This is a genomic window from Ensifer sp. CCNWLY38, from assembly GCF_037120565.1.
In the GTDB taxonomy this organism is placed as follows: domain Bacteria; phylum Pseudomonadota; class Alphaproteobacteria; order Rhizobiales; family Rhizobiaceae; genus Ensifer; species Ensifer adhaerens_H.
The window spans coordinates 363,137-388,845 of record NZ_JBBBBO010000004.1; the positions used below are offsets into that span (position 1 = coordinate 363,137).

At 63.7% G+C, this 25,709-nt stretch carries 25 protein-coding genes and 1 pseudogene; 16 read left to right on the forward strand and 10 right to left on the reverse strand.

Annotated features, from left to right (window positions below):
• The first annotated feature begins 59 nt into the window (after nt 1-59).
• Nucleotides 60-2,213 (forward strand): NAD-dependent DNA ligase LigA, encoded by a 2,154-nt coding sequence (gene ligA, locus V7S54_RS11300; RefSeq protein ID WP_065374970.1) that lies wholly within the window; start codon nt 60-62, stop codon nt 2,211-2,213.
• 128 nt (nt 2,214-2,341) lie between these two features.
• Here the strand turns inward: ligA and V7S54_RS11305 are convergent, their stop codons facing one another.
• A complete protein-coding gene (locus tag V7S54_RS11305) occupies nt 2,342-2,749 on the reverse strand; it encodes a VOC family protein (RefSeq protein ID WP_057253499.1) in 408 nt (135 codons plus the stop codon).
• 260 nt (nt 2,750-3,009) lie between these two features.
• The gene (locus V7S54_RS11310) at nt 3,010-3,903 is read right to left on the reverse strand and encodes a LysR family transcriptional regulator (protein ID WP_065374969.1); all 894 of its coding nucleotides are present in this window, start codon (nt 3,901-3,903) and stop codon (nt 3,010-3,012) included.
• A gap of 124 nt (nt 3,904-4,027) precedes the next feature.
• Here V7S54_RS11310 and V7S54_RS11315 point away from each other — a divergent pair, with 124 nt between their 5' ends.
• From V7S54_RS11315 to V7S54_RS11325, 3 genes and pseudogenes are all read left to right on the forward strand, one after another.
• Nucleotides 4,028-4,435 (forward strand): (R)-mandelonitrile lyase, encoded by a 408-nt coding sequence (locus V7S54_RS11315; RefSeq protein ID WP_065374968.1) that lies wholly within the window; start codon nt 4,028-4,030, stop codon nt 4,433-4,435.
• 83 nt (nt 4,436-4,518) lie between these two features.
• Nucleotides 4,519-5,915: pseudogene (locus tag V7S54_RS11320) on the forward strand (MFS transporter).
• 15 nt (nt 5,916-5,930) lie between these two features.
• Nucleotides 5,931-6,908 (forward strand): aldo/keto reductase, encoded by a 978-nt coding sequence (locus V7S54_RS11325; RefSeq protein ID WP_336408357.1) that lies wholly within the window; start codon nt 5,931-5,933, stop codon nt 6,906-6,908.
• A 305-nt stretch (nt 6,909-7,213) separates the two neighbouring features.
• Here V7S54_RS11325 and V7S54_RS11330 read toward each other — a convergent pair whose 3' ends face one another.
• The gene (locus V7S54_RS11330; protein WP_336408356.1) at nt 7,214-7,513 is read right to left on the reverse strand and encodes a hypothetical protein; all 300 of its coding nucleotides are present in this window, start codon (nt 7,511-7,513) and stop codon (nt 7,214-7,216) included.
• 249 nt (nt 7,514-7,762) lie between these two features.
• On the opposite strand from V7S54_RS11330, the gene panC reads away from it, so the two are divergent.
• From panC to V7S54_RS11355, 5 genes are all read left to right on the forward strand, one after another.
• Complete coding sequence (gene panC, locus V7S54_RS11335) at nt 7,763-8,638, forward strand: pantoate--beta-alanine ligase (RefSeq protein WP_065374966.1); 876 nt, start codon at nt 7,763-7,765, stop codon at nt 8,636-8,638.
• A gap of 1 nt (nt 8,639) precedes the next feature.
• Nucleotides 8,640-9,461: a 3-methyl-2-oxobutanoate hydroxymethyltransferase gene (panB, locus tag V7S54_RS11340; RefSeq protein WP_065374965.1), complete on the forward strand. Its 822-nt coding sequence runs from the start codon at nt 8,640-8,642 to the stop codon at nt 9,459-9,461.
• 211 nt (nt 9,462-9,672) lie between these two features.
• Nucleotides 9,673-10,389 carry an AzlC family ABC transporter permease gene (locus V7S54_RS11345; RefSeq protein WP_065374964.1) on the forward strand — a complete coding sequence of 239 codons (717 nt, stop codon included), beginning with the start codon at nt 9,673-9,675 and terminating at the stop codon, nt 10,387-10,389.
• Nucleotides 10,390-10,391: 2 nt separating this feature from the next.
• The gene (locus tag V7S54_RS11350; protein ID WP_065374963.1) at nt 10,392-10,706 is read left to right on the forward strand and encodes an AzlD family protein; all 315 of its coding nucleotides are present in this window, start codon (nt 10,392-10,394) and stop codon (nt 10,704-10,706) included.
• Between the two features lie 146 nt (nt 10,707-10,852).
• Complete coding sequence (locus V7S54_RS11355) at nt 10,853-11,092, forward strand: hypothetical protein (RefSeq protein ID WP_065374962.1); 240 nt, start codon at nt 10,853-10,855, stop codon at nt 11,090-11,092.
• A gap of 121 nt (nt 11,093-11,213) precedes the next feature.
• Here V7S54_RS11355 and V7S54_RS11360 read toward each other — a convergent pair whose 3' ends face one another.
• A complete protein-coding gene (locus V7S54_RS11360) occupies nt 11,214-13,049 on the reverse strand; it encodes an aminopeptidase P family protein (protein WP_336408355.1) in 1,836 nt (611 codons plus the stop codon).
• Between the two features lie 570 nt (nt 13,050-13,619).
• Here V7S54_RS11360 and V7S54_RS11365 point away from each other — a divergent pair.
• A complete protein-coding gene (locus V7S54_RS11365; RefSeq protein ID WP_065374960.1) occupies nt 13,620-13,892 on the forward strand; it encodes a hypothetical protein in 273 nt (90 codons plus the stop codon).
• Between the two features lie 325 nt (nt 13,893-14,217).
• Here the strand turns inward: V7S54_RS11365 and V7S54_RS11370 are convergent, their stop codons facing one another.
• The 3 genes from V7S54_RS11370 to V7S54_RS11380 form a co-directional block, all read right to left on the reverse strand.
• Nucleotides 14,218-15,093 (reverse strand): 50S ribosomal protein L11 methyltransferase, encoded by an 876-nt coding sequence (locus V7S54_RS11370; RefSeq protein WP_065374959.1) that lies wholly within the window; start codon nt 15,091-15,093, stop codon nt 14,218-14,220.
• Between the two features lie 158 nt (nt 15,094-15,251).
• Nucleotides 15,252-15,851, reverse strand: coding sequence for an SCO family protein (locus V7S54_RS11375; protein ID WP_058321259.1), 600 nt, complete (start codon nt 15,849-15,851; stop codon nt 15,252-15,254).
• 315 nt (nt 15,852-16,166) lie between these two features.
• Entirely contained in the window at nt 16,167-16,325 is a 159-nt protein-coding gene (locus V7S54_RS11380) for a hypothetical protein (RefSeq protein WP_176707573.1), read from the reverse strand.
• Between the two features lie 368 nt (nt 16,326-16,693).
• Between V7S54_RS11380 and V7S54_RS11385 the strand changes: the two genes are divergently transcribed.
• The 3 genes from V7S54_RS11385 (at nt 16,694) to V7S54_RS11395 (ending at nt 19,791) form a co-directional block, all read left to right on the forward strand.
• Complete coding sequence (locus tag V7S54_RS11385) at nt 16,694-18,790, forward strand: methyl-accepting chemotaxis protein (RefSeq protein ID WP_065374958.1); 2,097 nt, start codon at nt 16,694-16,696, stop codon at nt 18,788-18,790.
• Between the two features lie 2 nt (nt 18,791-18,792).
• The gene (locus tag V7S54_RS11390) at nt 18,793-19,257 is read left to right on the forward strand and encodes a chemotaxis protein CheW (protein WP_057253527.1); all 465 of its coding nucleotides are present in this window, start codon (nt 18,793-18,795) and stop codon (nt 19,255-19,257) included.
• A 240-nt stretch (nt 19,258-19,497) separates the two neighbouring features.
• Nucleotides 19,498-19,791 carry a hypothetical protein gene (locus V7S54_RS11395; protein ID WP_336408354.1) on the forward strand — a complete coding sequence of 98 codons (294 nt, stop codon included), beginning with the start codon at nt 19,498-19,500 and terminating at the stop codon, nt 19,789-19,791.
• A gap of 246 nt (nt 19,792-20,037) precedes the next feature.
• Here the strand turns inward: V7S54_RS11395 and V7S54_RS11400 are convergent, their stop codons facing one another.
• Nucleotides 20,038-20,535 carry a CreA family protein gene (locus V7S54_RS11400; protein WP_065374956.1) on the reverse strand — a complete coding sequence of 166 codons (498 nt, stop codon included), beginning with the start codon at nt 20,533-20,535 and terminating at the stop codon, nt 20,038-20,040.
• Nucleotides 20,536-20,700: 165 nt separating this feature from the next.
• Nucleotides 20,701-21,945 carry a GGDEF domain-containing protein gene (locus V7S54_RS11405; protein WP_065374955.1) on the reverse strand — a complete coding sequence of 415 codons (1,245 nt, stop codon included), beginning with the start codon at nt 21,943-21,945 and terminating at the stop codon, nt 20,701-20,703.
• A gap of 400 nt (nt 21,946-22,345) precedes the next feature.
• Between V7S54_RS11405 and V7S54_RS11410 the strand changes: the two genes are divergently transcribed.
• The 3 genes from V7S54_RS11410 to V7S54_RS11420 all read left to right on the forward strand — a co-directional run bounded on the left by V7S54_RS11410 (nt 22,346) and on the right by V7S54_RS11420 (nt 24,316).
• Entirely contained in the window at nt 22,346-23,014 is a 669-nt protein-coding gene (locus V7S54_RS11410) for a phosphoribosyltransferase (protein ID WP_065374953.1), read from the forward strand.
• 163 nt (nt 23,015-23,177) lie between these two features.
• A complete protein-coding gene (locus V7S54_RS11415; protein ID WP_065374952.1) occupies nt 23,178-23,813 on the forward strand; it encodes a cysteine hydrolase family protein in 636 nt (211 codons plus the stop codon).
• 41 nt (nt 23,814-23,854) lie between these two features.
• Nucleotides 23,855-24,316, forward strand: coding sequence for a GNAT family N-acetyltransferase (locus V7S54_RS11420; protein ID WP_065374951.1), 462 nt, complete (start codon nt 23,855-23,857; stop codon nt 24,314-24,316).
• 149 nt (nt 24,317-24,465) lie between these two features.
• On the opposite strand, the gene V7S54_RS11425 is transcribed toward V7S54_RS11420, so the two are convergent.
• The gene (locus V7S54_RS11425) at nt 24,466-25,581 is read right to left on the reverse strand and encodes an adenylate/guanylate cyclase domain-containing protein (protein WP_336556963.1); all 1,116 of its coding nucleotides are present in this window, start codon (nt 25,579-25,581) and stop codon (nt 24,466-24,468) included.
• Nucleotides 25,582-25,709: the final 128 nt, after the last annotated feature.

Sequence of the window (25,709 nt, forward strand, 5' to 3'; positions counted from 1 at the left end):
TCTCTTTTCTTTCCCGATAGTTGCTCTACAAAACGACTCCGAATCCGGAGTCGTCGCGCATGTCCAATGAATTGAAACCCGTCGAGAATCTCAACGAAACGGAAGCGGTCGCGGAGCTGGCGTTTCTCGCCGCCGAGCTTGCCCGCCACGATGCGCTCTATCACGGCCAGGATGCACCGGAGATTTCGGATGCGGACTATGACGCGCTGAAGCGGCGCAACGATGCGATCGAGGCGCAGTTTCCGGCGCTCATCCGCGAGGACAGCCCGTCGAGGAAGGTTGGGGCGGCACCCTCCGTCACCTTCCAGCCGGTCGTCCACGCGCGGCCGATGCTGTCGCTCGACAACACGTTCTCGGACGAAGACGCCCGCGATTTCGTCGCATCGGTCTATCGCTTCCTCGGACAGCTGCCGGACAACTCAATTGCCTTCACGGCGGAGCCGAAGATCGACGGTCTGTCGATGTCGCTGCGCTACGAGAACCGCCGGCTGGTGACTGCGGCAACGCGCGGCGACGGCACGACCGGCGAAAACGTCACCGCCAACATCCGCACCATCGGCATGATCCCGCAGACGCTGCCGGCGGGCGCGCCCGATGTGGTCGAGGTGCGCGGCGAAATCTACATGGCGAAATCCGACTTTGCCGCGCTCAACGCCGAAATGGCGGCACTCGGCAAGCCGCTCTACGTCAACCCGCGCAACACCGCTTCCGGCTCTCTGCGGCAGCTCGACGCCAAGGTGACGGCCAGCCGCAAGCTGCGCTTCTTCGCCTATGCCTGGGGCGAGATCTCGGAGATGCCGGCCGATACGCAAATGGGCATGGTCGAGGTGTTCAAGTCCTGGGGCTTCCCGGTCAACCCGCTGATGCAGCGGCTGACGTCTGCCGACGCGCTCTTGGAGCACTACCATCACATCGAGCGCGAACGGCCGGATCTCGACTACGATATCGACGGCGTCGTCTACAAGGTTGATCGCCTCGACCTGCAGGCGCGTCTCGGCTTCCGCTCGCGCTCGCCGCGCTGGGCAACAGCGCACAAGTTCCCGGCCGAGCAGGCCTTTACCCGGCTGACGGCGATCGACATCCAGGTGGGCCGGACCGGCGCGCTGACGCCGGTGGCACGACTGGAGCCGATCACCGTCGGCGGCGTCGTCGTCACCAACGCGACGCTGCACAACGAGGATTACATCAAGGGGCTCGGCAATTCGGGCGAGCCGATCCGCGAGGGCCGTGACATCCGCATCGGCGACATGGTGATCGTGCAGCGCGCCGGCGACGTCATCCCGCAGATCGTCGATGTCGTCATGGACGAACGCAAGGAGGGGAGCGAACCTTATCGTTTCCCGACGACGTGCCCGGTCTGCGGCAGCCATGCGGTGCGCGACATCAACGAGAAGACCGGCAAGGTGGATGCGGTGCGCCGCTGTACCGGCGGTTTCGTCTGCCGCGCCCAGGCCGTCGAGCACCTCAAGCATTTCGTCTCGCGCAACGCCTATGACATCGAGGGCCTCGGCTCGAAGCAGATCGAGTTCTTCTTCGAAAGCGAAGACCCGACGCTCAATATCCGCACGGCGCCCGATATCTTCACGCTGGAGAAGCGCCAGGAGGCGTCGCTCACCAAACTCGAAAACATCGACGGCTTCGGCCGGGTCAGCGTGCGCAAGCTCTATGAGGCGATCAACACGCGCCGCTCGATCGCGCTTCACCGCTTCATCTATGCACTCGGCATCCGCCATGTGGGCGAAACGACGGCGAAGCTGCTTGCGCGCTCCTATGGCAACTACGAGCACTTTGGCACGGCGATGAGCGAGGCGGCCACCCTCTCCGGCGACGCCTGGAACGAACTCAACAGCATCGACGGCATCGGCGAGGTCGTCGCCCGCGCCATCGTCGAGTTCTACAAGGAGCCGCGCAATCTCGAGGTGGTCACCCGGCTGCTTTCCGAGGTGACGCCGGAGGCGGCGGAAGCACCGGTTGCAACCGACAGCCCGGTCGCCGGCAAGACGGTCGTCTTCACCGGCTCGCTCGAAAAGATGACCCGTGACGAGGCCAAGGCCAAGGCCGAGAGCCTGGGGGCCAAGGTCGCCGGATCGGTATCGAAGAAGACCGACATCGTCGTCGCCGGACCGGGTGCCGGCTCCAAGCTAGACAAGGCCCGCGAACTCGGCGTCGAGACCATGGACGAGGACGAGTGGCTGGCGCTGATCGGGGGGTGAGCCGCGGATCGGCCGGGCGAGAAGACTCTGTCATGTCCAAGCGGATGCCGAAGCGTCGATACCTCATCACAAACAAAAAACCGCCCGGGAGGCCTGGGCGGTTTCTGACGTCTTGATCAGTTCGGCAATCAGCCCTGCTGCTGCGCCGCCTCCTGGTCCATCCACATGAATTCCCAGACGTGACCGTCGAGGTCCTGGAAGGAGATGCCGTACATGAAGCCGTAGTCGATCGCCGGCTTCCAGGGCTTGGCGCCGGCGGCAAGCGCCTTGGCGAGCATGTCGTCGACTTCGGCGCGGCTCCCGGCCGAAAGCGCGGTGATGACTTCGGTTCCCTTGCGGGCATCGCTGATCTCGCCGGTGATGAAGTCGCGGAACTTCGGCTCGGTCAAAAGCATGACGAAGATATTGTCCGAGATCACCGTGCAGGCGGCGGTGTCATCGGAGAACTGCTCGTTGAAGGTGAAGCCGAGCGCGGCGAAGAACGCGCGCGAAGCCTTCAGATCCTTGACCGGCAGGTTTACGAATATCATGCGCATGAATTGCTCCTTGGGAATGGATTTTGTGTTTACGCCTCAGATCATTTCACACCATCCGTGAAATGATCCAACTCTTTGAAATTGCGCAATTCCGGACGGAAAACCGCTTCGCACTTTTCCTGGAATTGCCCTAAGGACGAATGCCGGCCGACGATCCCGACACCGGCTCAAAGATTTTTTAGAGCCGGGCTGATGTGGGGCGCAACCCTGGGCATTCAAGAGTCCTAGCAAGGGGGCGCGGCCGGCCGGTCCGTATTCCGTTACCCCCGATAGCGCAGTGCCTCTACCAGCACCGCAAAGGCCGGCGAGGACTGGCGGCGGCTGGGGTAATAGAGGTGGTAGCCGGGGAACGGGTCGCACCAGTCTTCGAGCACGCGGATCAGCCGCCCTTCGGCGATGTGGGTGAGGGCCGATTCCTCTGGTACGAAGGCGAGGCCGAAGCCGGCGAGGCAGGCGGTGAGCCGGTGGGCGAGGCGGCTGAAGACCAGTTGCCCGTCGACGCGGACCTTCAGTTCGCGGCCGTCCTTTTCGAACTCCCATGCATAGATGCCGCCATAGGTCGGAAGCCTCAGGTTGATGCAGCGGTGCTGGGTCAGGTCCTGCGGGACGACAGGCTTCGGGTGTTTCTCGAAATAGCCGGGCGCGCCGACGACGGCCATGCGCATGTCCGGCCCGATGCGCACGGCGATCATGTCCTTGGCGACCTGTTCGCCGAGCCGGACGCCGGCGTCGTAACGCTCGGCGACGATATCGGTGAGGCCATAGTCGATGATGATCTCGACCTTGATATCGGGATAATCGGGCAAGAGTTTTTCGAGCTTCGGCCAGAGAACGGTCTCGGCCGCGTGCTCGGCAGTGGTGATGCGCACGGTGCCTGCGGGCTTGTCCCTAACGTCGCTCAGAGCCGAGAGTTCGGTTTCCAACTGCTCGAAGTGGGGGACGAGGGTGGCAAGCAGCCGCTCGCCGGCCTCGGTGGGGGAGACGCTGCGGGTGGTGCGCGTGAGCAGGCGGACGCCGAGACGTGCTTCGAGCGCCCGCATGGTGTGGCTGAGCGCCGATTGTGAAACGCCGAGCTGGGCCGCGGCCCGCGTGAAGCTGCGCTCGCGCGCAACGGCCGCGAAGGCGAGCAGGTCGTTGATGTTCTCGCGCAGCATTCATGAATCCTTCTCATAGGTTCATGCCGTTTATACCATCTAATCGCTGGCGGCAGCCATGGCTAGATTGTGCGCAGCAACAGAACAGGCGGCGGACGGTCCCGGTTCGCCAAGGAGACAAACGATGGATATCAGCAGAAGCGGCTCGCAACCTTCGGCCAGGGGGCCAGAGGACTGGTTCAGCGGAACCGTACGCATCGACCCGCTGTTTGCCGTGCGGGAGCCGGCGCGCGCGGCCGGCAATGCCGTCACCTTCGAGCCCGGCGCGCGCACCGCCTGGCATACGCATCCGCTCGGCCAGGTGCTGATCGTCGTTTCCGGCTGTGGCCGGGTGCAGCGGGAGGGCGGACCGATCGAGGAGATCCGGCCGGGCGATGTCGTGCGGTTCGAGCCGGGCGAGAAGCACTGGCATGGGGCAGCGCCGACGACAGCCATGACCCATATCGCCATCCAGGAGACGCTCGACGGCAAGGCCGTCGACTGGATGGAAAAGGTGACGGACGCGCAATACGGCGCTGCGCAGGCGGAGTAGGCACGACGATGGACGTCACCTCTGTGAAGAACGATCCCACCCGCAAGACGGCCGTGCTGGCGATCATCATCGTCAGCTACCTGATGATCGTGCTCGATATTTCGATCGTGATCACCGGCCTGCCGAAGATCCGCGACGAGCTGCAGTTCAGTGACGCCGGGCTTTCCTGGGTGCACAGCGCCTATACGCTGGCCTTTGGCGGCTTCCTGCTGCTGGGGGCGCGGGCGGGTGACATTCTCGGCCGTCGCCACATGTTCATTGCCGGGCTTGTCATCTTCACGGCAGCCTCCGTGGTGATCGGGCTGGCACCGTCGCCGGAATGGCTGCTTGGCGCACGCGCCGTGCAGGGCTTCGGCTCGGCGATCCTGGCGCCCGCCACGCTGGCGCTGATCCAGACCCATTTTTCCGAAGGACCGGAACGCACGCGGGCGGTCGCCTATTACAGCTCGGTCGCCGGCATGGCGCCAGTTTCGGCATGGTGCTCGGCGGTCTGCTTGCCGGCTGGCTCAGCTGGCGGGTCGGCTTCTTCATCAACCTGCAGATCGGCATCGCCCTGATGCTCGCAGCGCGCAAGTACGTCGGCGCGACGGAACGGCGCACCGGCGAATTCGACCTTGCGGGCGCGGTGAGTTCGACGCTCGGCATGACGGCGCTGGTCTATGGCATCGTCCGCTCGGCGGAAGAGGGGGCGCGCGATCCGCTGACGCTCGCAACCCTCGCCTTGGGCCTTCTGCTCATTGCCGTGTTCGTCGCCAACGAACGGCACGCCAGGCAGCCGATCATGCCGCTCAGGCTCTTTGCCAGCCGCGAGCGCGTCGGCGCCTATCTGGCGCGCGTCCTGTTTCTGGCGGCGATGATCGGTTTCTTTTTCTTCTTCACCCAGTATCTGCAAGGAGTCCTGCACTTCGATCCGCTCGCCTCCGGCCTTGCCTTCATACCCGCCACGCTCGTCAACTTTGTCGCGGCGATTTCGGTGCCACGGCTGACCCCTCGGTTCGGCAATCGACGTCTGCTTGCCTTTGGCCTGATCTCGGCTCTGGTCGGCATGATCGCTATCAGTCAGGTTTCGGCGGATACGTCCTATCTCTTCGGCATGGCGCCGCCCTTGATGCTGATCGGGTTTGGCCAGGGCTTCACCCTGAGCCCGCTGACGGTCGCCGGCATTGCCGGTGTGGCGCCCGGTGACGCCGGGGCTGCCGGCGGCGTCGTTAATGTCGCCCACCAGCTCGGCAACTCGCTCGGTCTCAGCGTGCTGGTCGCCGTCGCCGCCTTCGGTGCCGATGGGCTTGGTGGCAGCGCTCTGCTCGCCCATCGGGTCGATAATGTTCTCATCGGCTGCACGGTCCTACTGGCGCTGGCGCTTGCCGTCGTCGCGCTGATCGTACGGCCGCACAATGCGAAGCGCGTGGAGCGTCCGGCGATCGGACGTTCCGTCGCCTGCCAGAATTGCCACCCGGTTTCCCCAGACCTCGCGGCCTGATCAAGGAGCAAGACAATGCAGAAACGCAAGCTTGGAAAGAGCAACCTCGAAGTCTCGGCCATCGGCTTTGGCTGCATGGGCCTCAGCTACGGCTACGGCCCGGCAACGGAGCGCAGTGAGGCGATCCGGCTGATCCGTGCGGCGCATGAGCTTGGCGTCACCTTCTTCGACAGTGCCGAGGCCTATACCGGCAACGAGGATCTGGTCGGCGAGGCGCTGGCGCCGATCCGTGACCAGGTGGTGATCGCCACCAAGTTCGGCTTCGTCAATGGCGACGTCAGCCAGGGCCTGGACAGCCGCCCCGAACGCATTCGCGAGGTTGCCGAAACCGCACTGACGCGGTTGCGGACCGACCGCATCGATCTCTTCTACCAGCACCGTGTCGATCCCAACGTGCCGATCGAGGATGTGGCCGGCGCAGTGAAAGAGCTGATTGCGGAAGGCAAGGTCGGGCATTTCGGTCTGTCGGAGGCGGGCGCCGACTCGATCCGCCGGGCCCATGCAGTCCAGCCGGTGAGCGCACTTCAGAGCGAATACTCACTCTGGTGGCGGGAGCCAGAAACCGAAATCCTGCCGCTGCTGGAAGAACTCGGCATTGGTTTTGTGCCCTTCAGCCCGCTCGGCAAGGGTTTTCTCACGGGCGCGATCAATGAGGATACGACCTTTGACCAAAGCGATTTTCGCACGATCGTGCCGCGATTTTCGCCGGAGGCGCGCAGAGCCAATCAGGCGCTGGTCGATCTCCTGGGCGTGATTGCCGAGGCCAAGGGTGTAACGAAAGCGCAGGTCGCGCTTTCCTGGCTGCTGGCGCAGAAGCCATGGATCGTGCCTATCCCCGGCACGACGAAGCTGCATCGGCTCGAAGAAAACCTCGGTGCTGCCGATGTCATCCTGACGTCCGAGGAGCTTGGCGACATCCAGGCGGCGCTCTCCGCCGTCGAAGTGCAGGGCGCGCGCTATCCGCAGCATCTGCAGCAGCGCGTTGGGAGATAGGCGGCGTGCCGCGTAGGTGATGGCCGTCGCTTGCTGAAACGGGCATCGCGTTCTCGGCGTAAGTCGCGGGGAGAACTCGGCTTTGACACCACCCTCCCTCATTCCTGTGCTCGTCACAGGAATCCTCTAGCAGTTCCGTGGAACTGCGGGATCAGCCCAAGTCCTTGGGCTGAGAAGTCCTTTGACCCGACAGACGTCGGGTCGCTGGATCCCCGCCACGAGGGCGAGGATGAGGGAGAATGAGGCGCCTTTCGCGCCCCCCGTGAGGACTTTGGATAGCTCCGAAATGCTTCGAGTGCAGCCGACTATTTCAGCGTGCACACGCCATTGGCGCCGCCCTTACCGGTGTAGGAGACGCTGGGTGAGCCGTCGGGATTGATGCTCAAGGAGATGGTGACGCCGGCACCGTGCGCCTCGTAATAGTTCTCGTTGAACACCTTGAGCTTGGTTTCCTTGCCGTTGATGTAGATCGGGCCGCCTTCATCGGCGTGGAACTCGATCTTGCCGGGGCAGGTGGCGTTGACGAGGGGGATCTTCGCTTCCGCCGCACCGGCGAAGGCAAGCAGCGGGACAAGAATGCCGAGAAGGCGCAGGCCGGGTTTCATCTCGCTCTCCAGCGTGGGTTGCAGTGGCGTCGATGGCCAACCGTGACAGGCTGCCGATGGAAGTCAAGCACGGCTGAGCGTCATCAACCTGTCATCAATCCGATTGTTTTTTTGCGCTGCACAAGATAGAGGATTGCAGCCGAATTTTGTGCAAATGCCTTTTCGCGGAGCAGGGTCGTCGCCAGTCCCGAAGGCAGCGCGCCAGCACCCTTAAGGGCAGGGCGCCGGCGCGGATTGGAGGGTCCGGACATGAAGACTTTCACCACGATTGCCGAGCTGCGTGCAGCACTTGCCGAACATCGCCGGGCAGGCAAATCGGTCGGTTTCGTGCCGACCATGGGCTACCTGCATGTCGGCCATATGGAGCTGATGCGCCGCGCGCGTGAGGAAAACGACATCGTCGTCGCCAGCATCTTCGTCAATCCGCTGCAGTTCGGTGCGAATGAGGACCTTTCCAAGTACCCGCGCGATCTCGCCCGCGATCAGGCGATGCTGGACGAAGGCAAGGTCGACTATCTCTTTGCGCCCGGTGTTGCCGACATGTATCCGCGGCCGATGGAGACCGTCGTCGATGTGCCGACGCTTGGCAGCGAACTCGAAGGCTCGGTTCGTCCCGGACATTTCGCCGGCGTTGCCACCGTCGTCACCAAGCTCTTCAACATCGTCCAGCCGGATCGCGCCTATTTCGGCGAGAAGGATTTCCAGCAGCTGCAGATCATCCGCCGCATGGTCGCTGATCTCGCCCAGCCGGTGACGGTCATCGGCGTGCCGACAGTGCGCGAGGCCGACGGGCTCGCCTGTTCGTCGCGCAATGTCTATCTGACGGCCGAGGAGCGCCGGGCTGCGGCAATCGTGCCGAAGGCGCTGGAAGAGGCGCAGCGCCTGGTGGCGTCGGGCGTCAGCGACGTGGCGGCGCTCGAAAATGCCGTCACCGAATTTCTGTCGAGCGAACCGCTGGCCAGGCCCGAGGTCGTGGCCGTGCGCGATCCCGAAACGCTCGAAACCATCGAGACGATCGGCGACCGGCCGGTGCTGCTTTTGCTCTTCGTCCGCTTCGGCACGACGAAGCTGCTCGACAACCGCGTGATCGCCCCGAAATCCGCGTTATTTGCAAAGGTTGCCTGACATGAGCGTCCAGACCGCCAAGCGCCGGCTCAGCCCCGCCAACATCGAAGCGCTGAAGGGCGAGCGCCCGATCGTCAGCCTCACGGCCTATACGACGCCGATCGCAAGGCTGCTCGATCCGCATGTCGATTTTCTGCTTGTCGGCGATTCCGTCGGCATGGTGCTTTATGGTCTGGACACGACAGTCGGCGTGACGCTCGAGATGATGATCGCTCACGGCCAGGCGGTCATGCGTGGCTCGGAGCGCGCCTGCGTCGTCATCGACATGCCCTTCGGCTCCTATCAGGAATCGAAAGAGCAGGCGTTTCGCAGCGCCGCGCGTATCCTCAAAGAAACCGGCTGCAGCGCGGTGAAGCTCGAGGGCGGTGCGGAGATGGCCGAGACGGTCGAATTCCTCGTCAGCCGCGGCATTCCGGTGCTCGGCCATGTCGGGCTGATGCCGCAGCTCGTCAACACGACCGGCGGCTATCGCTCCGTCGGCCGCAACGACAAGGAAGTGGCGAAGATCCGCCGCGACGCCAAGGCGATCGACGATGCCGGCGCCTTTGGGATCGTCATCGAGGGCACGGTCGAACCGGTCGCCCGCGACATCACCGCGGAACTGCGTTCGCCGACCATCGGCATAGGCGCGTCTCCCGCCTGCGACGGGCAGATCCTCGTCTCGGACGACATGCTCGGCCTCTTCAACGACTTCAAGCCGCGCTTCGTCAAGCACTTCGCCGAGCTGGCGCCGGCGATTTCGAAGGCTGCCGAAGACTACGCGGCGGAAGTGAAGGCGCGCAGCTTCCCGGGCATCGAACACACGTTCCAGGTCAAGAAGTAGGACGCCAGCCCCGCACGGGCCTCCGAATTGCACCTGCAAAACGCACCGGTTTCCCGATCGGTGCGCATTTTGTTCAAGCCTTGTTCGGGCAAGGCATCATAAAATTCAATCAATGTATCAGCGCATTTGAATTGTTGCCGGGGGCGCAAGCGCCTATCAGTCCGGCACCGGCCGCACGGCGCTTTCATCGCCTCGGCCGGCGGAGGTTTCCATGACAAAAGATCAATTCTGGGAAGGCATGCGTGGCGGCTTTCCCATCATGCTGGCGGCGTCGCCCTTTGGCGCGCTGTTCGGGGCGCTTGCGGTCGACAACGGTTTTACGATTGCGGATGCGGTGTTCATGAGCGCGACCGTTTATGCCGGCGCCAGCCAGATGGTCGGCATCGAGCTCTTCGGCAATCATGTCCAGCCCTGGCTCGTCGTGCTTTCGGTCTTTGCGGTCAACTTCCGCCACGTGCTCTATTCGGCCTCGATCGCCAAATATGTCCGGCACTTCACCTTCGGGCAGAAGTTCCTGGCTTTCTTCCTGCTGGTCGATCCGCAATATGCCGAGACCGAAAAGCGCGGCGAGCGCGGCCTGCCGATCACCTTTGCCTGGTATCTCGGCTTCGGCCTCGTCATCTACATTCCCTGGATCATCAACACGCTGGTCGGCGCGATCTTCGGGCAGATGATCGGCGATCCCAAGGCGATCGGCCTCGATGTGCTGCTGCCGGTCTACTTCATGGGGCTGGTCATGGGCTTCCGCAAGCGCGACCGCTTCCTGCCGATCGTCACCGTCTCGGCGCTTGCGTCGGTCGCCGGCATGCATTTCGTCGGCTCGCCCTGGCATGTGAGCATCGGGGCGCTTGCCGGCATCGTGCTTGCCGCCTGCCTGCCGCCGAGCGAGCGGGCCACCGCACCAACCGGCGTCGAGAAGGAGGCGTGATCATGGATCCGCAACACCTCAACCTCATTTATCTGATCATCGCAGCTGCGGTCGCGACCTTCCTGACGCGTGTCGGTGGCTACATCCTGATTACCCAGATGAAAGAGATCCCGCCGCGGCTGGAAGCGGCGCTCAACGCCGTGCCGGCGGCGGTCCTGACGACGCTGGTGGCGCCGGCCTTCGTCTATGGCGGGCTCGACGTGACGATCGCGATGTTCGTCGCCTTCGCCATCGCGCTCGGCCTCAACCTCTCGACCCTGCGCATGCTGGTCATCGGCTGGGTGGTGGTGATGCTGATCCGGCATGTGGTGATGTAGGTCATCCATCCGAGTCGCCCGTCTTATTTGGCGGCGAAGGCATCCTGGACTATCATTCTTCGGTTGCCGGAGAGGCACGACAGAGCCGCACGCGCCATCTGCGCTGCCTCTGCAAGGCGCGGCCTCCCGGCGGTGGAGGAGCGACCATGTTGAACAGGATATCGATTGCCCTTTTGCTGGCGCTCGCGCCGGCAACCGCCTTTGCCAATCAATGCCCGACCATGATGGCTGCGATCGACGCGGCCATGCCGACCGCCTCTTTGTCCGACGCCGACATGGCCAAGGTCAAGGAGTTGCGTGCCAAGGGCGAGGAACAACACCAGGCTGGCGATCACGCCGCTTCGGAGGCAACCCTTGGCGAAGCGAAGAAGCTTCTGGGCATCTGAACGAGAAACCGGGATTTCCGGAGACCAAGGTCTGGCAGGAGAGGCGCAGCACGGAATCGGCTGCGTGACGTCTCGTTGTCTGGGCTCCCGCGACAGCAGGAGCCCAGGCGGAACGCCTGACTCAGCGTGAAAGCGCTTCCGTTGCCGCCTTCAGCCAGTCGCGGGTCTCCTCGCTGGCAAGAAGTGGCAGCAGTTTTTCACGGGTCTCGGCGTGGTAGGCGTTGAGCCAATCCAGCTCCTCGTCGGTCAGGAGCGCCGGCAACACCAGGCGGCGGTCGATCGGGCAGAAGGTGAGGGTGTCGAAGCGGTGCATCGGCAGGTCGCCGCCATCCACCATCGTTGCCGGCTGCACCACCACGAGGTTTTCGATGCGGATGCCGAAGGCGCCAGGGCGGTAGTAGCCGGGCTCGTTGGAAAGAATCATGCCGGGCAGCAGCTCCTGGGTGGAAAGCCGGGCGATGCGCTGCGGGCCCTCATGCACCGAGAGATAGGAGCCGACGCCGTGGCCGGTGCCGTGGGCATAGTCGGCGCCCGCCTTCCACAGCGCGATGCGGGCGAGCGGATCGAGGTCGACGCCGCGCGAACCCTTGGGGAAGCGCGCCGTGCTGATCGCGATCATCCCCTTCAGCACCAGGGTGAAGAAGCGCTTCTGTTCTTCAGGAACCGCGCCGATCGCCACCGTGCGGGTGATGTCGGTAGTGCCGTTGATGTATTGCGCGCCGGAATCGATCAGGAACATGGTGCCCGCTTCGATCGCCTGGTCGGTGGCGGTGGTGACGCGGTAGTGCATGATCGCGGCATGCGCACCGGCGCCGGAGATCGTGTCGAAGGAAATATCCTTCAGCGGGTTCTGCATGCGCTCGCCAACGGTGGCGCGCGCTGCTTCCAGCTGGTTGGTGGCGGCGATCTCGCTGACCGTGCCGGGCTGCTGGCTGTCCAGCCAGGCGAGGAACTCGACCATGGCGGCGCCGTCCTGCAGGTGGGCGCGGGTCGAGCCGTCGATCTCGGCCTTGTTCTTCTGGGCGCGCGGCAGGCGGGCGGGATCGACCGCTTCCACCACCTTGCCGCCCTTGGAGCGGATCAGCTCGGAAATGGCAAAGGAGGCGAGGTCCGGATCGATCATGACGGCGGTGCCGGCGGCACCGAGCGCTGCCAGGCTATCGTCGAAAGTGGCGGGGGCGACGATGTCGGCGATCTGGGTGAGATAGGCTTCCTGCTCGATGCCGGTCTTGCGCTTGTCGAGGAAGAGCTCGGCGCGGCCGTCGGCATGGATGATGGCGCGGGCCAGCGGATGCGGCGTATGCGGCACGTCGCTGCCACGGATGTTGAAGGTCCAGGCGACGGAGGAGGGGTCCGTCAAGACCACGGCGCTGGCATCGGCCTTGGAAAGGCCCGCCGCGATTCTGGCGATCTTGTCCTTGGCGAGTTCGCCGGCATGTTCGATCGGCTGGATGCTGACCTTGCCGAGCGGTGCGGCGGGACGGTTCGTCCAGATCCTGTCGAGCGGGTTGTGATCGAGGAAAACGAGCGAGCCGCTGATGACGGCGAGCGCCTTTTCCAGCCGGCGGACTTCGGCGCCGGTGTGCAGCCAGGGATCGATACCAAGCTTGAAGCCCTTGGCTCCATGGTTTTCCAGCCACAGATGCGGCGGCTCGCCGATGAGATCGCCGCCGATGAAAACGCTGCCGTCGACCTGTTCCTTCAGCTGCGTGACGTAACGTCCGTCGACGAAGACAACCGCTTCACGCTGCGTGACGAGGGCAACACCGGCGGAGCCGGTGAAGCCGGTCAGCCACGAGAGGCGTTCGGACGAAGCGGGCACATATTCGCCCTGGAATTCGTCGGCGCGCGGCACGAGAAAGCCGTCGATGCCGAGGGCCGCGAAGGACGCGCGCAGGGCCTCGGTGCGCTCCTTGCCGAATTGCGGCGTGGAGGTGACTTCAAAAGACTGAAACATGGGGGAATTCCGGTAGATTGAGCGGCTAACCGCGGGAAACATGTGGGAGGCATGTTAGCGGAAATCGCCCGTGCCGGGAAAGAGGCGATATCCTGCGATCCAGTACACAGTGACGCTTCTGGTTGCAGTTTGGCTGGAGAGCAATTGCCCATTTACCATACATATGCGCTCAGCGCATGGCACCCATGCTAAGAAGCCTCTTTCTCTATCGGAATGATAGTTTATAAGCCGCCTCAACGAACACGGACGAACATCCGGTGGTTCAAAAGACTGCGGTTCCGAGAATAGTTGGTCATTCTGTTCTCCTCCTCCCTCAAGGGTGGCCAGCTTCGGAACGGTAGACGCCCGCTCGAGCACTCCTCCTCCTCAGGCTCGCGGGCATGGTTGGCCACAAGCCAACCAGCAGGCGATGCCCCTGGCATCGCCTTTGTTTCGAAAGGCCGCCCGTCATGATAGACGTGGCGGCCTTTTCGTTTTTCCGCTACTAGGTAGAACAGCGGGGCGACATTTTTGTCGTGCTCCCTATGCGTTTGATGGACGCCACGCTGCTTTTGAGGAGAATGGAAAAAGATGCGGTCAGAGCCTGCCACTGCAGACAAAGCAGTCAAACTTCTTCAAGGCGGCGACAGTCTGAGGCGTGTTTGGATCGTCCAGCGCTACGACGGCGTGTACGTCATCAAGCCCGAGGAATGGTATCAAAATGTGATCGAGGGGGAACTCGTCGCAGAAGGGTGGAAGCCGATTTACGGTGAGTTCGGCCTCTTTGGAGATGCAGATTTGGCCGAGCGCGAAGCGCTGGTCAGGTTTACGTGGCTGATGGAAACCCAACATCCTGCCCTGTGACAGCCCTTTAATGCTCACAATTCCCAGGCGGTCGTTGCTGCCTGGTGCGCGTTTATATGTCGACCCAAGCCCCTCACCCTAACCCTCTCCCCGCAGGCGGGGCGAGGGGACGTGCCCGAAGCCCGGCACACCCCCCCCGAGGGACGCGGGTCGCACGGCTTGGCGACAAGCCGGCGGTTGTGATTGGGCAAGAGAGCGCCGCAGGTCCCTTCGCCCCGCTTGCGGGGAGAAGGTTAGGGTGAGGGGCTATTACCTCAACAACGAATGGGACGTATCTGGCCTGACGGCACGCGTCTGTGACGGTCGCCCAGCCGTGGCGCCCGCATCACTTCTCCAGATGAATCGTCACCCAGCCGTTGCGCCAGATGGTGCGCACGTGGCGCAGGTGCTGGCCGTTGTAGTGGGCAAGCACCTTCCAGCGCTGTTCGGCGAGAATGCCGGACAGGATCACCGAGCCGCCGGGGGCGAGATTGGCGACGAGCTGTGGTGCCATCTTCATCAAGGGGCGCGCGAGGATATTGGCGATGATCAGGTCGAAGGGGCCGTTGGTGCTGAAGGCCGTCGAATGAAAGCCGGGGGCGGTGGCAAACGTCATGCCGGTGACGACGCCGTTGACGCGGGCGTTTTCTTCCGCGACGCGGGTGGCGATCGGGTCGATGTCGGTGGCAAGCACCGGCACGTGCATGAGCTTCCAGGCGGCGATCGCAAGCACGCCGCTGCCGGTGCCGAGATCGAGCACGTTGCGCACGGTGCGGGTGCGGGCAACCGTGGCGAGCACTTCGAGGCAGCCGGCTGTGGTGCCGTGATGGCCGGTGCCGAAGGCCTGGCCTGCGTCGATCTCGATGGCGATCTCGCCGGTTTTCACCTTGTCTCGGTCATGCGAGCCGTGCACCACGAAGCGGCCGGCGCGCACGGGCGCCAGGCCCTCGAGCGACTTGGCGATCCAATCGATATCCGGCAGCACTTCGCGCTCGATCGAAAGATGGGCGAAGTCTTCGGCAAGTGCGTCAGTGAGGCGTTCGTTCACGCTCTCCTCGTCGACTGCCATCATGTAGATCGAGGCTTCCCAGACATCGCGCTTCTCGTCGACTTCCGTCGTGCCGATGGCAAAGTCCTCTTCGCCGAAGACCTCGCTCAGGCGGTCGAGCACGGCTTCCGCCTGCTTCTCGGTGGTGGTGACGAAAAGTCTGATCTCGCTCAAGGCCCTGTCCTTCGGCTGGGAAATCCGCCGCCCGCATCAAACCGTGGAGGGGTGCGCTAAGCGTCGGCAATCGTGCGCTGTGCGCTATCACGATTGCCCCGCAAACGCAAAGCGCCGGGCAGGGCCGGCGCTTGCAATCGATCGGTCGAGGGCGCGTGTTAGCCCTTGGTCAGATTTTCCAGCTTCTTGACCGCCGTTTCCGGGTTTTCCTCATAGGCGATGGTGCCGGAGAAGTGGCCGTTGGCGTCAAGCAGGAAGACGGAGGCCGTGTGGTCCATGGTGTAGTCGCCGTTGGGCTGGGCAGCGTCGACCGGCACCTTCTTGGCGTAGACGCGGAAGCCCTTGACCATCTCCATCACCTTGTCGGCCGGGCCGGAAATGCCGGTGATGCGCTTGGAAACGTTGGAGACGTACTGGCCGAGGATTTCGGGCGTGTCGCGCTCGGGATCGACGGTGATGAAATAGGCCTGAAGCTTGTTGCCTTCCGGGTCGACCTTTTCCAGCCAGCCGTTCAGTTCGAACAGCGTCGTCGGGCAGACTTCCGGGCAATGGGTGAAGCCGAAGAAGAGCGCGGTCGGCTTGCCGGTAAACGCCTTCTCGGTAATCTCCTTGCCGTCCTGCGAGACCAGCGTGAAGGGAACGCCGAAGGGGCCGGTGGCGGCCTGCTGCTTCGACTGGGTCATTTCATAGGTCAGCCAGCCCAGAATGCCCGCCATGACGACGACGGCGGCCCAGAGGACGATGCGGATGGTTTTCATGCGTGCTACCGATTTTGTTGGGGCCGAAGACGGCCATGTCCGGTTGATAGGCCCTTGATACCGCCTTCACCGGGGCCGCGCAAATGGGACAATTGCCGCAGGTTGTGGCCGCGGAGCCTCTCGTTAAGGGCTGCCCCTCATCCCGCTGCCGCTACCTTCTCCCCGCCAGCGGGGAGAAGGAACCGCGTTGCGCACCCGTGCTCCACAGTGATTCTTGGCGCTCTGACGCAGCGATCGTGCTCGTCCCCTCTCCCCGCAAGCGGGGAGAGGGTTAGGGTGAGGGGCGGAGGCGGGCCTCGAAGCTGTTGGGCCGTCCTAGAAGCACCAGGAAAGGCCGGATTGGGCGAGCGCCAGGAAGATATCGGCGCCATTTTCGACCCAGCCGCGGAAGGCGAGCAGGAGCACAACCGCGATCGCAGCCGTAAGGGTTGCGGCAAGGGGAAGGCGGATCGAGCGCTGGGTCTTCGTGTTCATGGCGTCATCATAACATCTCGCGCGGCAAGGGGAAGCCGGGCGATTTGCCGGGTGCGCCCGTAGGCGCGTTCCGCCCGGTGCAGGAAACGGTGGAAAACCGCGTCTGGGGCTCCGGTCGATTGTGCCCGCAAATGCCGGGAAACCAGAGCTTGCAGCGCATATGCGCAAACATTGAAATAGCCGATTTCGCTGGGGATTGGGCGGCCGCCTTAGCGAATGCTTAAGGTCTGTTTGACACTGTTTTTCCACGCGGTCGGAGTGTTCGTGCTCCGATATGACATGAGGTCAGCCGGCTTTATCGGCCCCGGTTTTCCGTATCGATCGTAGGAGGACTCCGCTTCACGCGGATCCGTGACCATGGACTCCCTATGACTGCCACATCTCCCTCCCTGAAACGCAATCTTTCCGTGAGCCAGCGGCTGGCGACGCTTGCCGGCGCCGCTTTTGTCGGCTTTGGCTCCGTGCTCGGGGTGGGCTGGTACCAGGGCGGGCAAGCCAACAGCGCCTTGCAGGGCGCTGTCGCGGCGCAAAACGGGCTGACGACCGTCGATGAGGTCCATCTGGCGACGACCAATCTCGTGCTCAACGCGATGGATAGCATCATCGACAGAGAAGAGGGCGCGATCCAGCCGGCGCGGGCCGCCAGCATTGCCGAGATCCTGAAGCTGCTCGAAACGAAGTCCGTCGAGATCCAGGCGCTTGCCAAGCTCTTGGGCCGCAGCGAGGTGCTTTCGACCTTCGACGCCGATGTCGCGGAACTGCGCAAGGCGATCGGTACCGACCTGAAGACGCTGATCGAAGGTAAGGCTTCGGCCGACGACTTCGGCAAGATCGACGATTCGATCGATGGCGCCGGCGAACGGGTCGCCACGGCTTTGACCGGACTTTCCGAAGCGGCGACCGAGTTGGTGCAGACGCGCGTTGCCGAGGCGCGCACTGTGTCCGACCAGGCGTTCCAGCTTCAGGTGGCGGCTGGGCTGCTGGCGATGGCGACACTACTTTATCTGCTCTGGTTCCACGGCAGCACGCTCCGCGCCGGCATCCTCAGCCTGCGCAACGGTATGCAGCGGATCCAGAACGGCGATCTTTCAACCAAGGTCGAGGCGCTCGACCGGGGCGACGAAATCGGCGTGATGGCGCGCTCGGTCGATCTCTTCCGCCTTTCGGCCATCGAAAAGCAATCGCTGGAACAGAGCGCCGCGCTCAGCCGGCGCGAAATCGAAAAGGAACGCGAAGAGCAGCAGAGCGAGCGCGAGGAAGCGGTGCGCCGTATCCAGGCGGCGATCGACAATCTCGGCCGTGCCCTGACCCAGCTTGCCGACGGCGATCTAGCCGTTGCGATCGACCGGCCCTTCGACGGCGATCTCGATCAGCTCCGCCAGAACTTCAACCAGACGGTCGAGCGGCTGCGCGTGGTGCTTTCGAGCGTCAAGGAGAATGCGCTCTCGATCGAATCGAACGGTCGCCAGATGCGCACGGCCGCCGACGATCTCGCGCGTCGCACCGAACGACAGGCGGCTTCGCTGGAGCAGACGTCGGCAGCCCTCGACGAAATCACGGTCACGGTCCGCACCGCGACCCAGCGCGCCGAAGAGGCAAGCCGCATGGTCGGCGAGACGCGCACCAATGCGGAGGAATCCGGCCGCATCGTCGGCGAGGCGATCGCCGCCATGGCGCGGATCGAAAGTGCCTCGAACGAGATCGGCAAGATCATCAACGTCATCGACGAGATTGCCTTCCAGACCAACCTTCTGGCGCTGAATGCCGGCGTCGAGGCGGCCCGCGCTGGTGAAGCCGGCAAGGGCTTTGCGGTCGTGGCGCAGGAAGTACGCGAACTGGCGCAGCGCGCCGCCGGGGCCGCCAAGGATATCAAGGCGCTGGTCAGCCGCTCCGGCAACGAGGTCGGCAGCGGCGTCAAGCTCGTCCAGGCGACGGGCGAGGCGCTCGGCCGTATCGGCGCCGACGTGGCGCGCATCAACGAACACATGACCTCGATCGTCATGGCTGCGCGCGAACAGTCGACCGGCCTCAACGAGATCAGCACCGCCGTCGGCCAGCTCGACCAGATGACGCAGCAGAACGCCGCGATGGTCGAGCAGACCAATGCGTCGAGCCACACGCTGGCGCAGGACGCCGAGCGCCTGACCGGCCTCGTCGGCCAGTTCCGAGAAGGCCATACGATGCAGCGCGCCATGCCCACCCTGGCGCCAGTGGCACCACCGGCAAGGCCGGCAATTGCTCCGGTGCAGACGAAAACCCCTTCGGCGTCTGCCGTTCAACGGCCGGCCGCCAAGGGCACCGGCGAACCGGTGCCGCTGCGCAAGATCGGCACCGCTAAAATGGCCTCGTTTCCAACTCCATCTCCCGCAAAGGCCCTGATGGGCAAGCTCGCGGGCGCATTCGGCAACAAACCGGGCTCGGTGCCGTCGACGACGGCCTCCGGTGAAAACTGGGAAGAATTCTGATCATGACCAACGCACTCAAGCAGTCCGGTGCCTATCTCGAAATCGTGTCGTTTCATCTCGGCGACCAAGAATTCTGCATCGATATCATGGCGATCCGCGAAATCCGCGGCTGGGCGCCGGTGACGCCGATGCCGCACACGCCGCCTTACGTGCTCGGCCTCATCAACCTGCGCGGCGCGGTGATCCCGGTCATCGACATGGCCGCCCGCCTCGGCATGAAGATGACCGAGCCGTCGGAACGCTCGGCGATCATCGTCACCGACATCGCCGGCAAGCTGGTCGGCCTGCTGGTCGAGCAGGTCTCCGACATGATGACGATCAAGAGCGAAGCCCTGCAGCCAGCGCCGGAGATCATTCCGGAGGCGCAGCGCGCCTTCTGCCGCGGCATCGTCGCTCTGGAAAAGACCATGGTCTGCTTCCTCAACCTCGATACGGTCATTGCCGACGAGCTGGCCCAGGCCGCCTGAGTTCGACACCTGGCAGAATTGATGGGCACCCCGGCGGGATCTCCGCCGGGGTGTTTTTCGTTTCGGCAGGTAGTGGATCGCGCCGGTCAAGTTAAACTTCGGCAATGATCTTCACGCTTGGGCGATGCCAATGTGACAAATCGTCATGTGGCGAGCTGGAATACTTGTACTAACTTACCGTTGTTGCTGGGTGCCCGAACGGAGGCCGGGTGCTTGGTCCCGACAACAGGAGTTGGACTCATGACAATCTCTGTAAGGAAACTCATTGCAGCGCTCTCCGTAACCATGCTCATGGCCGGGCCGGCGCTGGCTGACAGCTACTATCAGGGCATCGACACCAACAATCCTCCCGGAACGCAGAGCCACAGGCCGCTGATGAATCGATCGGCCGCACCGGTTGACACGATGTCAACCGGCAGCATCAACCGACCCACCACACCGGCGCCCGTCTATCGCGATCGCCAGCCGTTTGGCGGATATAATGGTGGCGACGGCGAATACTATCAGGGCATCGTCCCGCCGAACTCCTACTAGAGTATCCCGCTCTCAAGTGGAGTCACTGGAGGCGGAAAGATGCGCTAGAATCAAAGTACTAGAGCGTCCTTTGTGCGTTCGTGCGAACGCACGGCGCTCTATGCACGCTGAAGCGGAATGAGGTGCTCCCAGACACTTCGCCCTGTTCCGCTCTGATGAGGTTTCGCAAGCGCCCGTGAAGGGGCGGGCGCTTCGCAGCTTTGGGACGGACATCCTTGCCGGCTGACGCAGGCGGCAGGGAAGCGCTTACTGCGGCTTTCCGTTCTGCCAGGTCACCGTCTGGCCATAGAGCGGAATGGTGGTGATCGACATCTTGGCCGAGCCGTCGGTCAATTCACGCGAATGCGCGAGATAGATCAGCGTATCGTTCTTCCGGTCGTAAATCCTTGTGACCAGCAGGTTCTTCCAGACAAGCGACAGCCCTGAGCGAAACACTTCCTCGCCCTCCTTCGATAGCTCGATGTCGCCGATTTCGATCGGGCCGGTCTGCCGGCAGGCGATCGAGTTGTTCGATGGGTCTTCGAACCAGTTGCCGTTCTTCAGCCTGTCGATGACACTGCGGTCGAAATAGGTGACGTGGCAGGTGACGCCCTTGATCTTCGGGTCGGTGACGGCATCGATCATGATATCGTTTCCGAGCCAGTCGACGCCGACCTCGCCGACCGTTTCGGCGCGGGCGGGCAGGGCGGTCACCGTAAAGGCGGCGAGACCGGCGACGAAGAGAGCGCGAACAGCACGCAACATGGATGTCCTCCTGCAGCGACGCGCGTCACTGAGACGCGTGAGAGGCCGCCGTAGCGTTTCGATGGCTGCATGTTTCGTCCTTGGATCGTTTGCGGTCCAAGGAGACATGCATTGGGCCAAGCTCACATAGGTTCGGGAAGCGGCATTACAAGCCGCGGGGGTCAGTCAGCCGGTATCGCGCAGCAGCCGCGGCTCGAAGCTTCGGCTATCGGCGGCCCGCATCTGTGCGGCTGCAGCCGCGAGCGCCCGCGCGCTCGCGTCCGGCTGGAAGCGGCCGGCAATCGTGCAGCGGTCGCGCCCGTCGGCCTTGGCATCATAGAGCGCCATATCGGCGCGGATCATGATGTCGCTGATCGTGTCGCCCGGCACGGCCTCGGCAAGACCGATGCTCACCGTCAGCCGGATCGGCCGATCGAAGCGGCCGATCGGCGTGTCGCGCACCACGCGGCCGATCTCCTCGGCAAGCGTAAAAGCGGCATCCTCCGTGCAATTGGGCAGGACGATGCCGAACTCTTCGCCGCCGATGCGCCCCAGCGTGCCGCGGCCGGTGAGACAGGTGGCGACGGTGCCGGCAAAATGGCCGAGGGCGGCATCGCCGACCGCATGGCCATAACGATCGTTGATCTGCTTGAAGTAATCGAGATCCAGCAGCAGGAAGGATACCGGCTGTTGTCGTGCGAGACTGGTGGTGAGGGCGCGCTGGCCGAGATCAAGCAGGGCACGCCGTGACAGAACGCCCGTCAGCTCGTCGCGCGCGATCGTGGTCTTGAGCTCGGTGATCACCCGGTTCTGGATCATCAGGATGACGCCCAGGAACAGCGCAGGCAGGTAGAAGTAACGCATGACGGCGCAAGCGAAATCCCAGCTGACGGGTGCAGGCGCGACCGATGCGGTCGCGTGGGCGACAGGCGAAAACACGGTGACCGCGAGCAGCGTCGAGCAGCCGGTTGCCACGCAGGCGATGACGCAGAGCCGCTCTATCGGCCCGGGCGGCTGGCGCCGGTGCTGCGAACAGACGGCGATGATCAGCACGAAGGCGGCGGCAATGCCGATGACGGAGAGCGCATGCAAGGTGGGGCTCTCTGCACCGAATGCGGCAATCAACAGCGCGACGAACGCCATGGACGCGGCCGCGACGAGGGATGTCGAGGTGCGTCTTTGAACGCCGAGCGCGTGGTGAAAACCGAGGAGCACGAGCAGGCAGGCGCCGGCCAGAAACACGAGGCCGATCAGAGACAGAGGCTGCAGCGCCGGAAACGCGGAGAGCATCATGAACAGGGTCGCGGCACTGGCCACCGCACAGGCCGCGGCGAAGTCCGTGCCGCCCTCGACCATCGAGGCCCGCAGCGAAATCAGGACCGGGAGCATCGCCAGGAGTGCGATGATCGATATGGCAGGGAGAAAGCTCATTTCGAAACGGCCTGTCGTGCTAAAGTCAACAAAGGCGGCTTGCGTCTCAGCCAGATATGCAAGGCCAATTGGTAGCGAGGGCGCCTTAACGAAACCCGGTGAAATCCGATGCAATTTTACCGATTTGTCGGGATTGGCACGGTTGTTCAGATGCGCACCCCGGCAACCGACAGATGGTGGATCATCCCGGCCTTCAGGCGCGCCTGGACGATAGGTTCAAAGGTCCCCTCCGGCCGGGACGCGGGCTGCGCGAAACGACGGGCGGGCCGGGCGGACAGCAAGCACTGGGCGCGGGCGGAACCCGACCGAGTTTTCCTCATTCCGCGTCTGCGGGCCAACCTCCTCGTCCACTGGATGGGGATCCGACCCGCGGTCACGGTGGACACCTGGGAGAGATGAGGTGTTTACAGGAACATGGCTCTTCGAAGATAGGGCGGATGCCGGACGGCAGCTCGCCGAGGCGATCGCGGGCGAGACGCTGATCGATCCGCTGGTGGTGGCGCTGCCGCGGGGTGGCGTGCCGGTTGCCTATGAGATCGCCGTTCGCATCGGCGCGCCGCTCGACATCCTGATCGTGCGCAAGATCGGCGCGCCGGGGCACGCGGAATTCGGGCTCGGCGCGCTGGTCGACGGCGAGGAGCCCGAACTGGTTCTCAACCGCCAGGCGATCCGGCTTGTGCGTCCGGCAAAGGGTTATGTGGAGGCGGAAACCGAACGCCAGCATGCCGAAATCCTGAGGCGCCGCACCCTCTACTTCGGCGATCGCGCGCCGATCTCACCCAGGGAGCGCGACGTGATCCTCGTCGACGATGGAATTGCCACCGGCGGGACCGTGCGCGCGGCGATCAGGGCGTTGCGCCGGGCAAGCCCACGCCGCCTGATCCTTGCGGTTCCGGTGGCGCCGAAAGGCGAGCTTGCCGAGTTGCGCAGTTCCGTCGACCGCGTCATCTGCCTCGCCACGCCCTTTGCCTTCCGAGCCGTCGGCCTGCACTACCGCGACTTCGAGCAGACTAGCGATGAAGAAGTGATCGCGTTGATGAAGAAGGCACGGCGGGAAGACGAGAGTTGAATGCGTCGACGCTGGCGCCTCGGTTGCCGTGAACGCCGAAACCCGTCCGAATAGTTGCATGAAGCGCGCTGGCCGTATTGCAACGGCAGGCCTCACGCGCCACATTCCCGGCGCGAGATGTTGGCGGAGTGGGCGCCGGAGGAGGCGACCCTGAGGAGGGACTATGGCCGCGAAGCTGGAAATTGGAAAGACGCTCGAGGATTTCTGTCGTCCGGAGCGCATGGCGCTGGTCGTCTACGACATGCAGGTGGGTATCACCAGGCAGATGAAGAATGGTGCCGAGATTACTGGCCAGGTGCTGAAGGTGCTGGACGCAGCGCGGGCAGGCGGCTTTCCGGTGATCTTCCTTCGGCACCTCTCAATGCCGAAGCCGCTGATGGGCGCCTTCCAGATGCGCCAGGCGATGGCGTGGCAGCGGACGGACGATCCGGATGCGGTGCATCCCTGGTTCCTGCGCGGCACGCCTGGCTTCGAACTGGTGCCCGAACTTGCGCCTCGCGAAGACGAGGCCATCCTCGACAAGATCACGTTCTCCGCCTTCGAGGGCACGCCGCTTGCCATGATCCTGCGTGATCTCGGGCTCACCTCCTTTGCGATCTGCGGCATCGCCACCGAAATCGGCATCGACCCGACGGTGCGCCACGCCACCGACCTTGGCCTGGTGCCCATCGTGGTGCGCGACGCCTGCGGGGCAGGGCATCATGAGGCGGGTGAACGCTCGATGGAAAACATCGTCTTCATGGGCGATGCGATCATGACCGACGTTCAGGCCATCACCACGGCGATGACCAAGCGCTAGGGCGGCAGTGCCAGTCCATCCAATCGATCACAGGACCGATAATGACCGACGCACTTCGCATTCGCCCGCTTCAAGGGAACGACTACGAGCAATGGCTGCCGCTCTGGGACGGCTACAACGCCTTTTACGGCCGATCCGGCGAAACCGCGCTCGACCCGCAAATCACCGCCATGACCTGGTCGCGCTTCTTCGATGCCTATGAGCCCATGCATGCGCTGGTGGCCGAGAGCGACGGACGGCTGATCGGGCTCACCCATTACCTCTTCCACCGCAGCACGACGGCGATCCAGCCGAATTGTTATCTGCAGGACCTCTTCACCAACGCCGAGGCACGCGGAAAGGGCGTCGGGCGAGCGCTGATCGAGGGCGTCTACGAGGCGGCGCGGGCCGCCGGTTCGCCGCGGGTCTACTGGCAGACGCACGAGACCAACGAGACGGCGATGGCGCTCTACGACAAGGTGGCGGAGAAGTCGGGATTTATCGTCTATCGCAAGATGGTTTGAGGCGCTTAAGGCACGTCGCGATCTTTCAGATCGCTCCAGGCACTTTAAGTTTTCGGTATTTCGCGCGTCGTTATCGCAAAACCGCTGCGCACCTTTGCGCGACATGCTTGGGGCCGCGCGAACAGCGCGACAAAGCGGTGTGCGGCACCTCACATATCCGCCTTCGCGAGGTTGCCGACTTCGTTTGTACCGGGGCTCGGTAACTGCATGGTCCAGATTTCGGTCGAGCCGAAGCCCTTGATGTCTTCATGGCCCGAGCATTCGAAGCGGAAGTGCTCGTTCAGGCGCCGCCTGATCTCCGCGGTCGTCGTGATGCAGCCGGGCTTGCCGATCGCTTCCAGGCGCGCGGCGAGGTTCACCGGCGCCCCCCAGACGTCGTAGGCGTATTTCGTTCGCCCAAGCACGCCGGCCGTTACCGATCCCGACGCCATGCCGGCGCGAAGCCTCAGCATGACGCCATAGCGGTCGCCGATCTCGCGGGCAGCGGCGATGGCGCCGAAGCCGAACGCGGCGGCCGCCTTCTCGGGGGCAGGGTGTCGGGTCGGCACGCCGGCCACGGCAAGATAGGCATCGCCAATGGTCTTGATCTTCTCAACACCGACCGCCGCCGCCAGCCGATCGAATTCGCTGAAGAGTTCGTTGAGCAGGCTCACGGTCCTTTCCGGTCCCAGGCTGTTTGACAGGCTCACGAACTGGACGATGTCGGTCAGGACCACGGTCGCGTGCTCGAACTCGTCGATGATCGTTTCCCGCTCATTCCTAAGCAGGCGCGCCACGATCTCGTCCGGCATGATCGACGCCATGAGGCGGGCCAGCCGCCCTTGTGCTTCTCTCGCCAGGTGGAAGGCATAGTAGATCGTGGCGAAGCACATGAGGGTGAGGGTGACGATCGACGAGGAATAGATGAGCTGCAGGAAGCCGCTGGCGTCATAGATGCCTGACCGCGCCTCCGGGAACGCGATGGATGCCGCGATGACCGTGATCGTGGCCGTGGCGCTCAAGACCGCCACCAGGGCGACGTTCTGGAACCCAAGGATCGCGAAGGCGACCGGCGTTGCGCCGAGCAGCGTCAAAAGCACGCCGGAGTCTCTGCCGACATAGGAGGCGATCCACACGAGGATCACGACGCAGATCCCGAACTCCCAAAGCCCGGATGCCACGCGCCCGAACCGATGAAAGAGCGGCGTCAGCGCGGCGGCCGCCGCCAGAGCGAGATTGGCATAGACGAGCGGGACCAGACTTGGTTCGCCGTGCAGTGCGTAGATGAGAGCAACCCGTGGTGGTGACGACGATCACGCACGCCGCGACATTCGCAACGAGAATGCCTTGCCGGTCATCCTCGGCAGCATGTGAAGCGCCTACCTCCAGCAGGCCGCGAACAGCGCTCGTCCAG

Coding starts and splice junctions, on each gene's coding strand:
- ligA (WP_065374970.1), top strand. CDS start 60: ATGTCCAATGAATTGAAACCCGTCGAGAATCTCAACGAAACGGAAGCG.
- V7S54_RS11305 (WP_057253499.1), bottom strand. CDS start 2,749: ATGCGCATGATATTCGTAAACCTGCCGGTCAAGGATCTGAAGGCTTCG.
- V7S54_RS11310 (WP_065374969.1), bottom strand. CDS start 3,903: ATGCTGCGCGAGAACATCAACGACCTGCTCGCCTTCGCGGCCGTTGCG.
- V7S54_RS11315 (WP_065374968.1), top strand. CDS start 4,028: ATGGATATCAGCAGAAGCGGCTCGCAACCTTCGGCCAGGGGGCCAGAG.
- V7S54_RS11325 (WP_336408357.1), top strand. CDS start 5,931: ATGCAGAAACGCAAGCTTGGAAAGAGCAACCTCGAAGTCTCGGCCATC.
- V7S54_RS11330 (WP_336408356.1), bottom strand. CDS start 7,513: ATGAAACCCGGCCTGCGCCTTCTCGGCATTCTTGTCCCGCTGCTTGCC.
- panC (WP_065374966.1), top strand. CDS start 7,763: ATGAAGACTTTCACCACGATTGCCGAGCTGCGTGCAGCACTTGCCGAA.
- panB (WP_065374965.1), top strand. CDS start 8,640: ATGAGCGTCCAGACCGCCAAGCGCCGGCTCAGCCCCGCCAACATCGAA.
- V7S54_RS11345 (WP_065374964.1), top strand. CDS start 9,673: ATGACAAAAGATCAATTCTGGGAAGGCATGCGTGGCGGCTTTCCCATC.
- V7S54_RS11350 (WP_065374963.1), top strand. CDS start 10,392: ATGGATCCGCAACACCTCAACCTCATTTATCTGATCATCGCAGCTGCG.
- V7S54_RS11355 (WP_065374962.1), top strand. CDS start 10,853: ATGTTGAACAGGATATCGATTGCCCTTTTGCTGGCGCTCGCGCCGGCA.
- V7S54_RS11360 (WP_336408355.1), bottom strand. CDS start 13,049: ATGTTTCAGTCTTTTGAAGTCACCTCCACGCCGCAATTCGGCAAGGAG.
- V7S54_RS11365 (WP_065374960.1), top strand. CDS start 13,620: ATGCGGTCAGAGCCTGCCACTGCAGACAAAGCAGTCAAACTTCTTCAA.
- V7S54_RS11375 (WP_058321259.1), bottom strand. CDS start 15,851: ATGAAAACCATCCGCATCGTCCTCTGGGCCGCCGTCGTCGTCATGGCG.
- V7S54_RS11380 (WP_176707573.1), bottom strand. CDS start 16,325: ATGAACACGAAGACCCAGCGCTCGATCCGCCTTCCCCTTGCCGCAACC.
- V7S54_RS11385 (WP_065374958.1), top strand. CDS start 16,694: ATGACTGCCACATCTCCCTCCCTGAAACGCAATCTTTCCGTGAGCCAG.
- V7S54_RS11390 (WP_057253527.1), top strand. CDS start 18,793: ATGACCAACGCACTCAAGCAGTCCGGTGCCTATCTCGAAATCGTGTCG.
- V7S54_RS11395 (WP_336408354.1), top strand. CDS start 19,498: ATGACAATCTCTGTAAGGAAACTCATTGCAGCGCTCTCCGTAACCATG.
- V7S54_RS11400 (WP_065374956.1), bottom strand. CDS start 20,535: ATGTTGCGTGCTGTTCGCGCTCTCTTCGTCGCCGGTCTCGCCGCCTTT.
- V7S54_RS11405 (WP_065374955.1), bottom strand. CDS start 21,945: ATGAGCTTTCTCCCTGCCATATCGATCATCGCACTCCTGGCGATGCTC.
- V7S54_RS11415 (WP_065374952.1), top strand. CDS start 23,178: ATGGCCGCGAAGCTGGAAATTGGAAAGACGCTCGAGGATTTCTGTCGT.
- V7S54_RS11420 (WP_065374951.1), top strand. CDS start 23,855: ATGACCGACGCACTTCGCATTCGCCCGCTTCAAGGGAACGACTACGAG.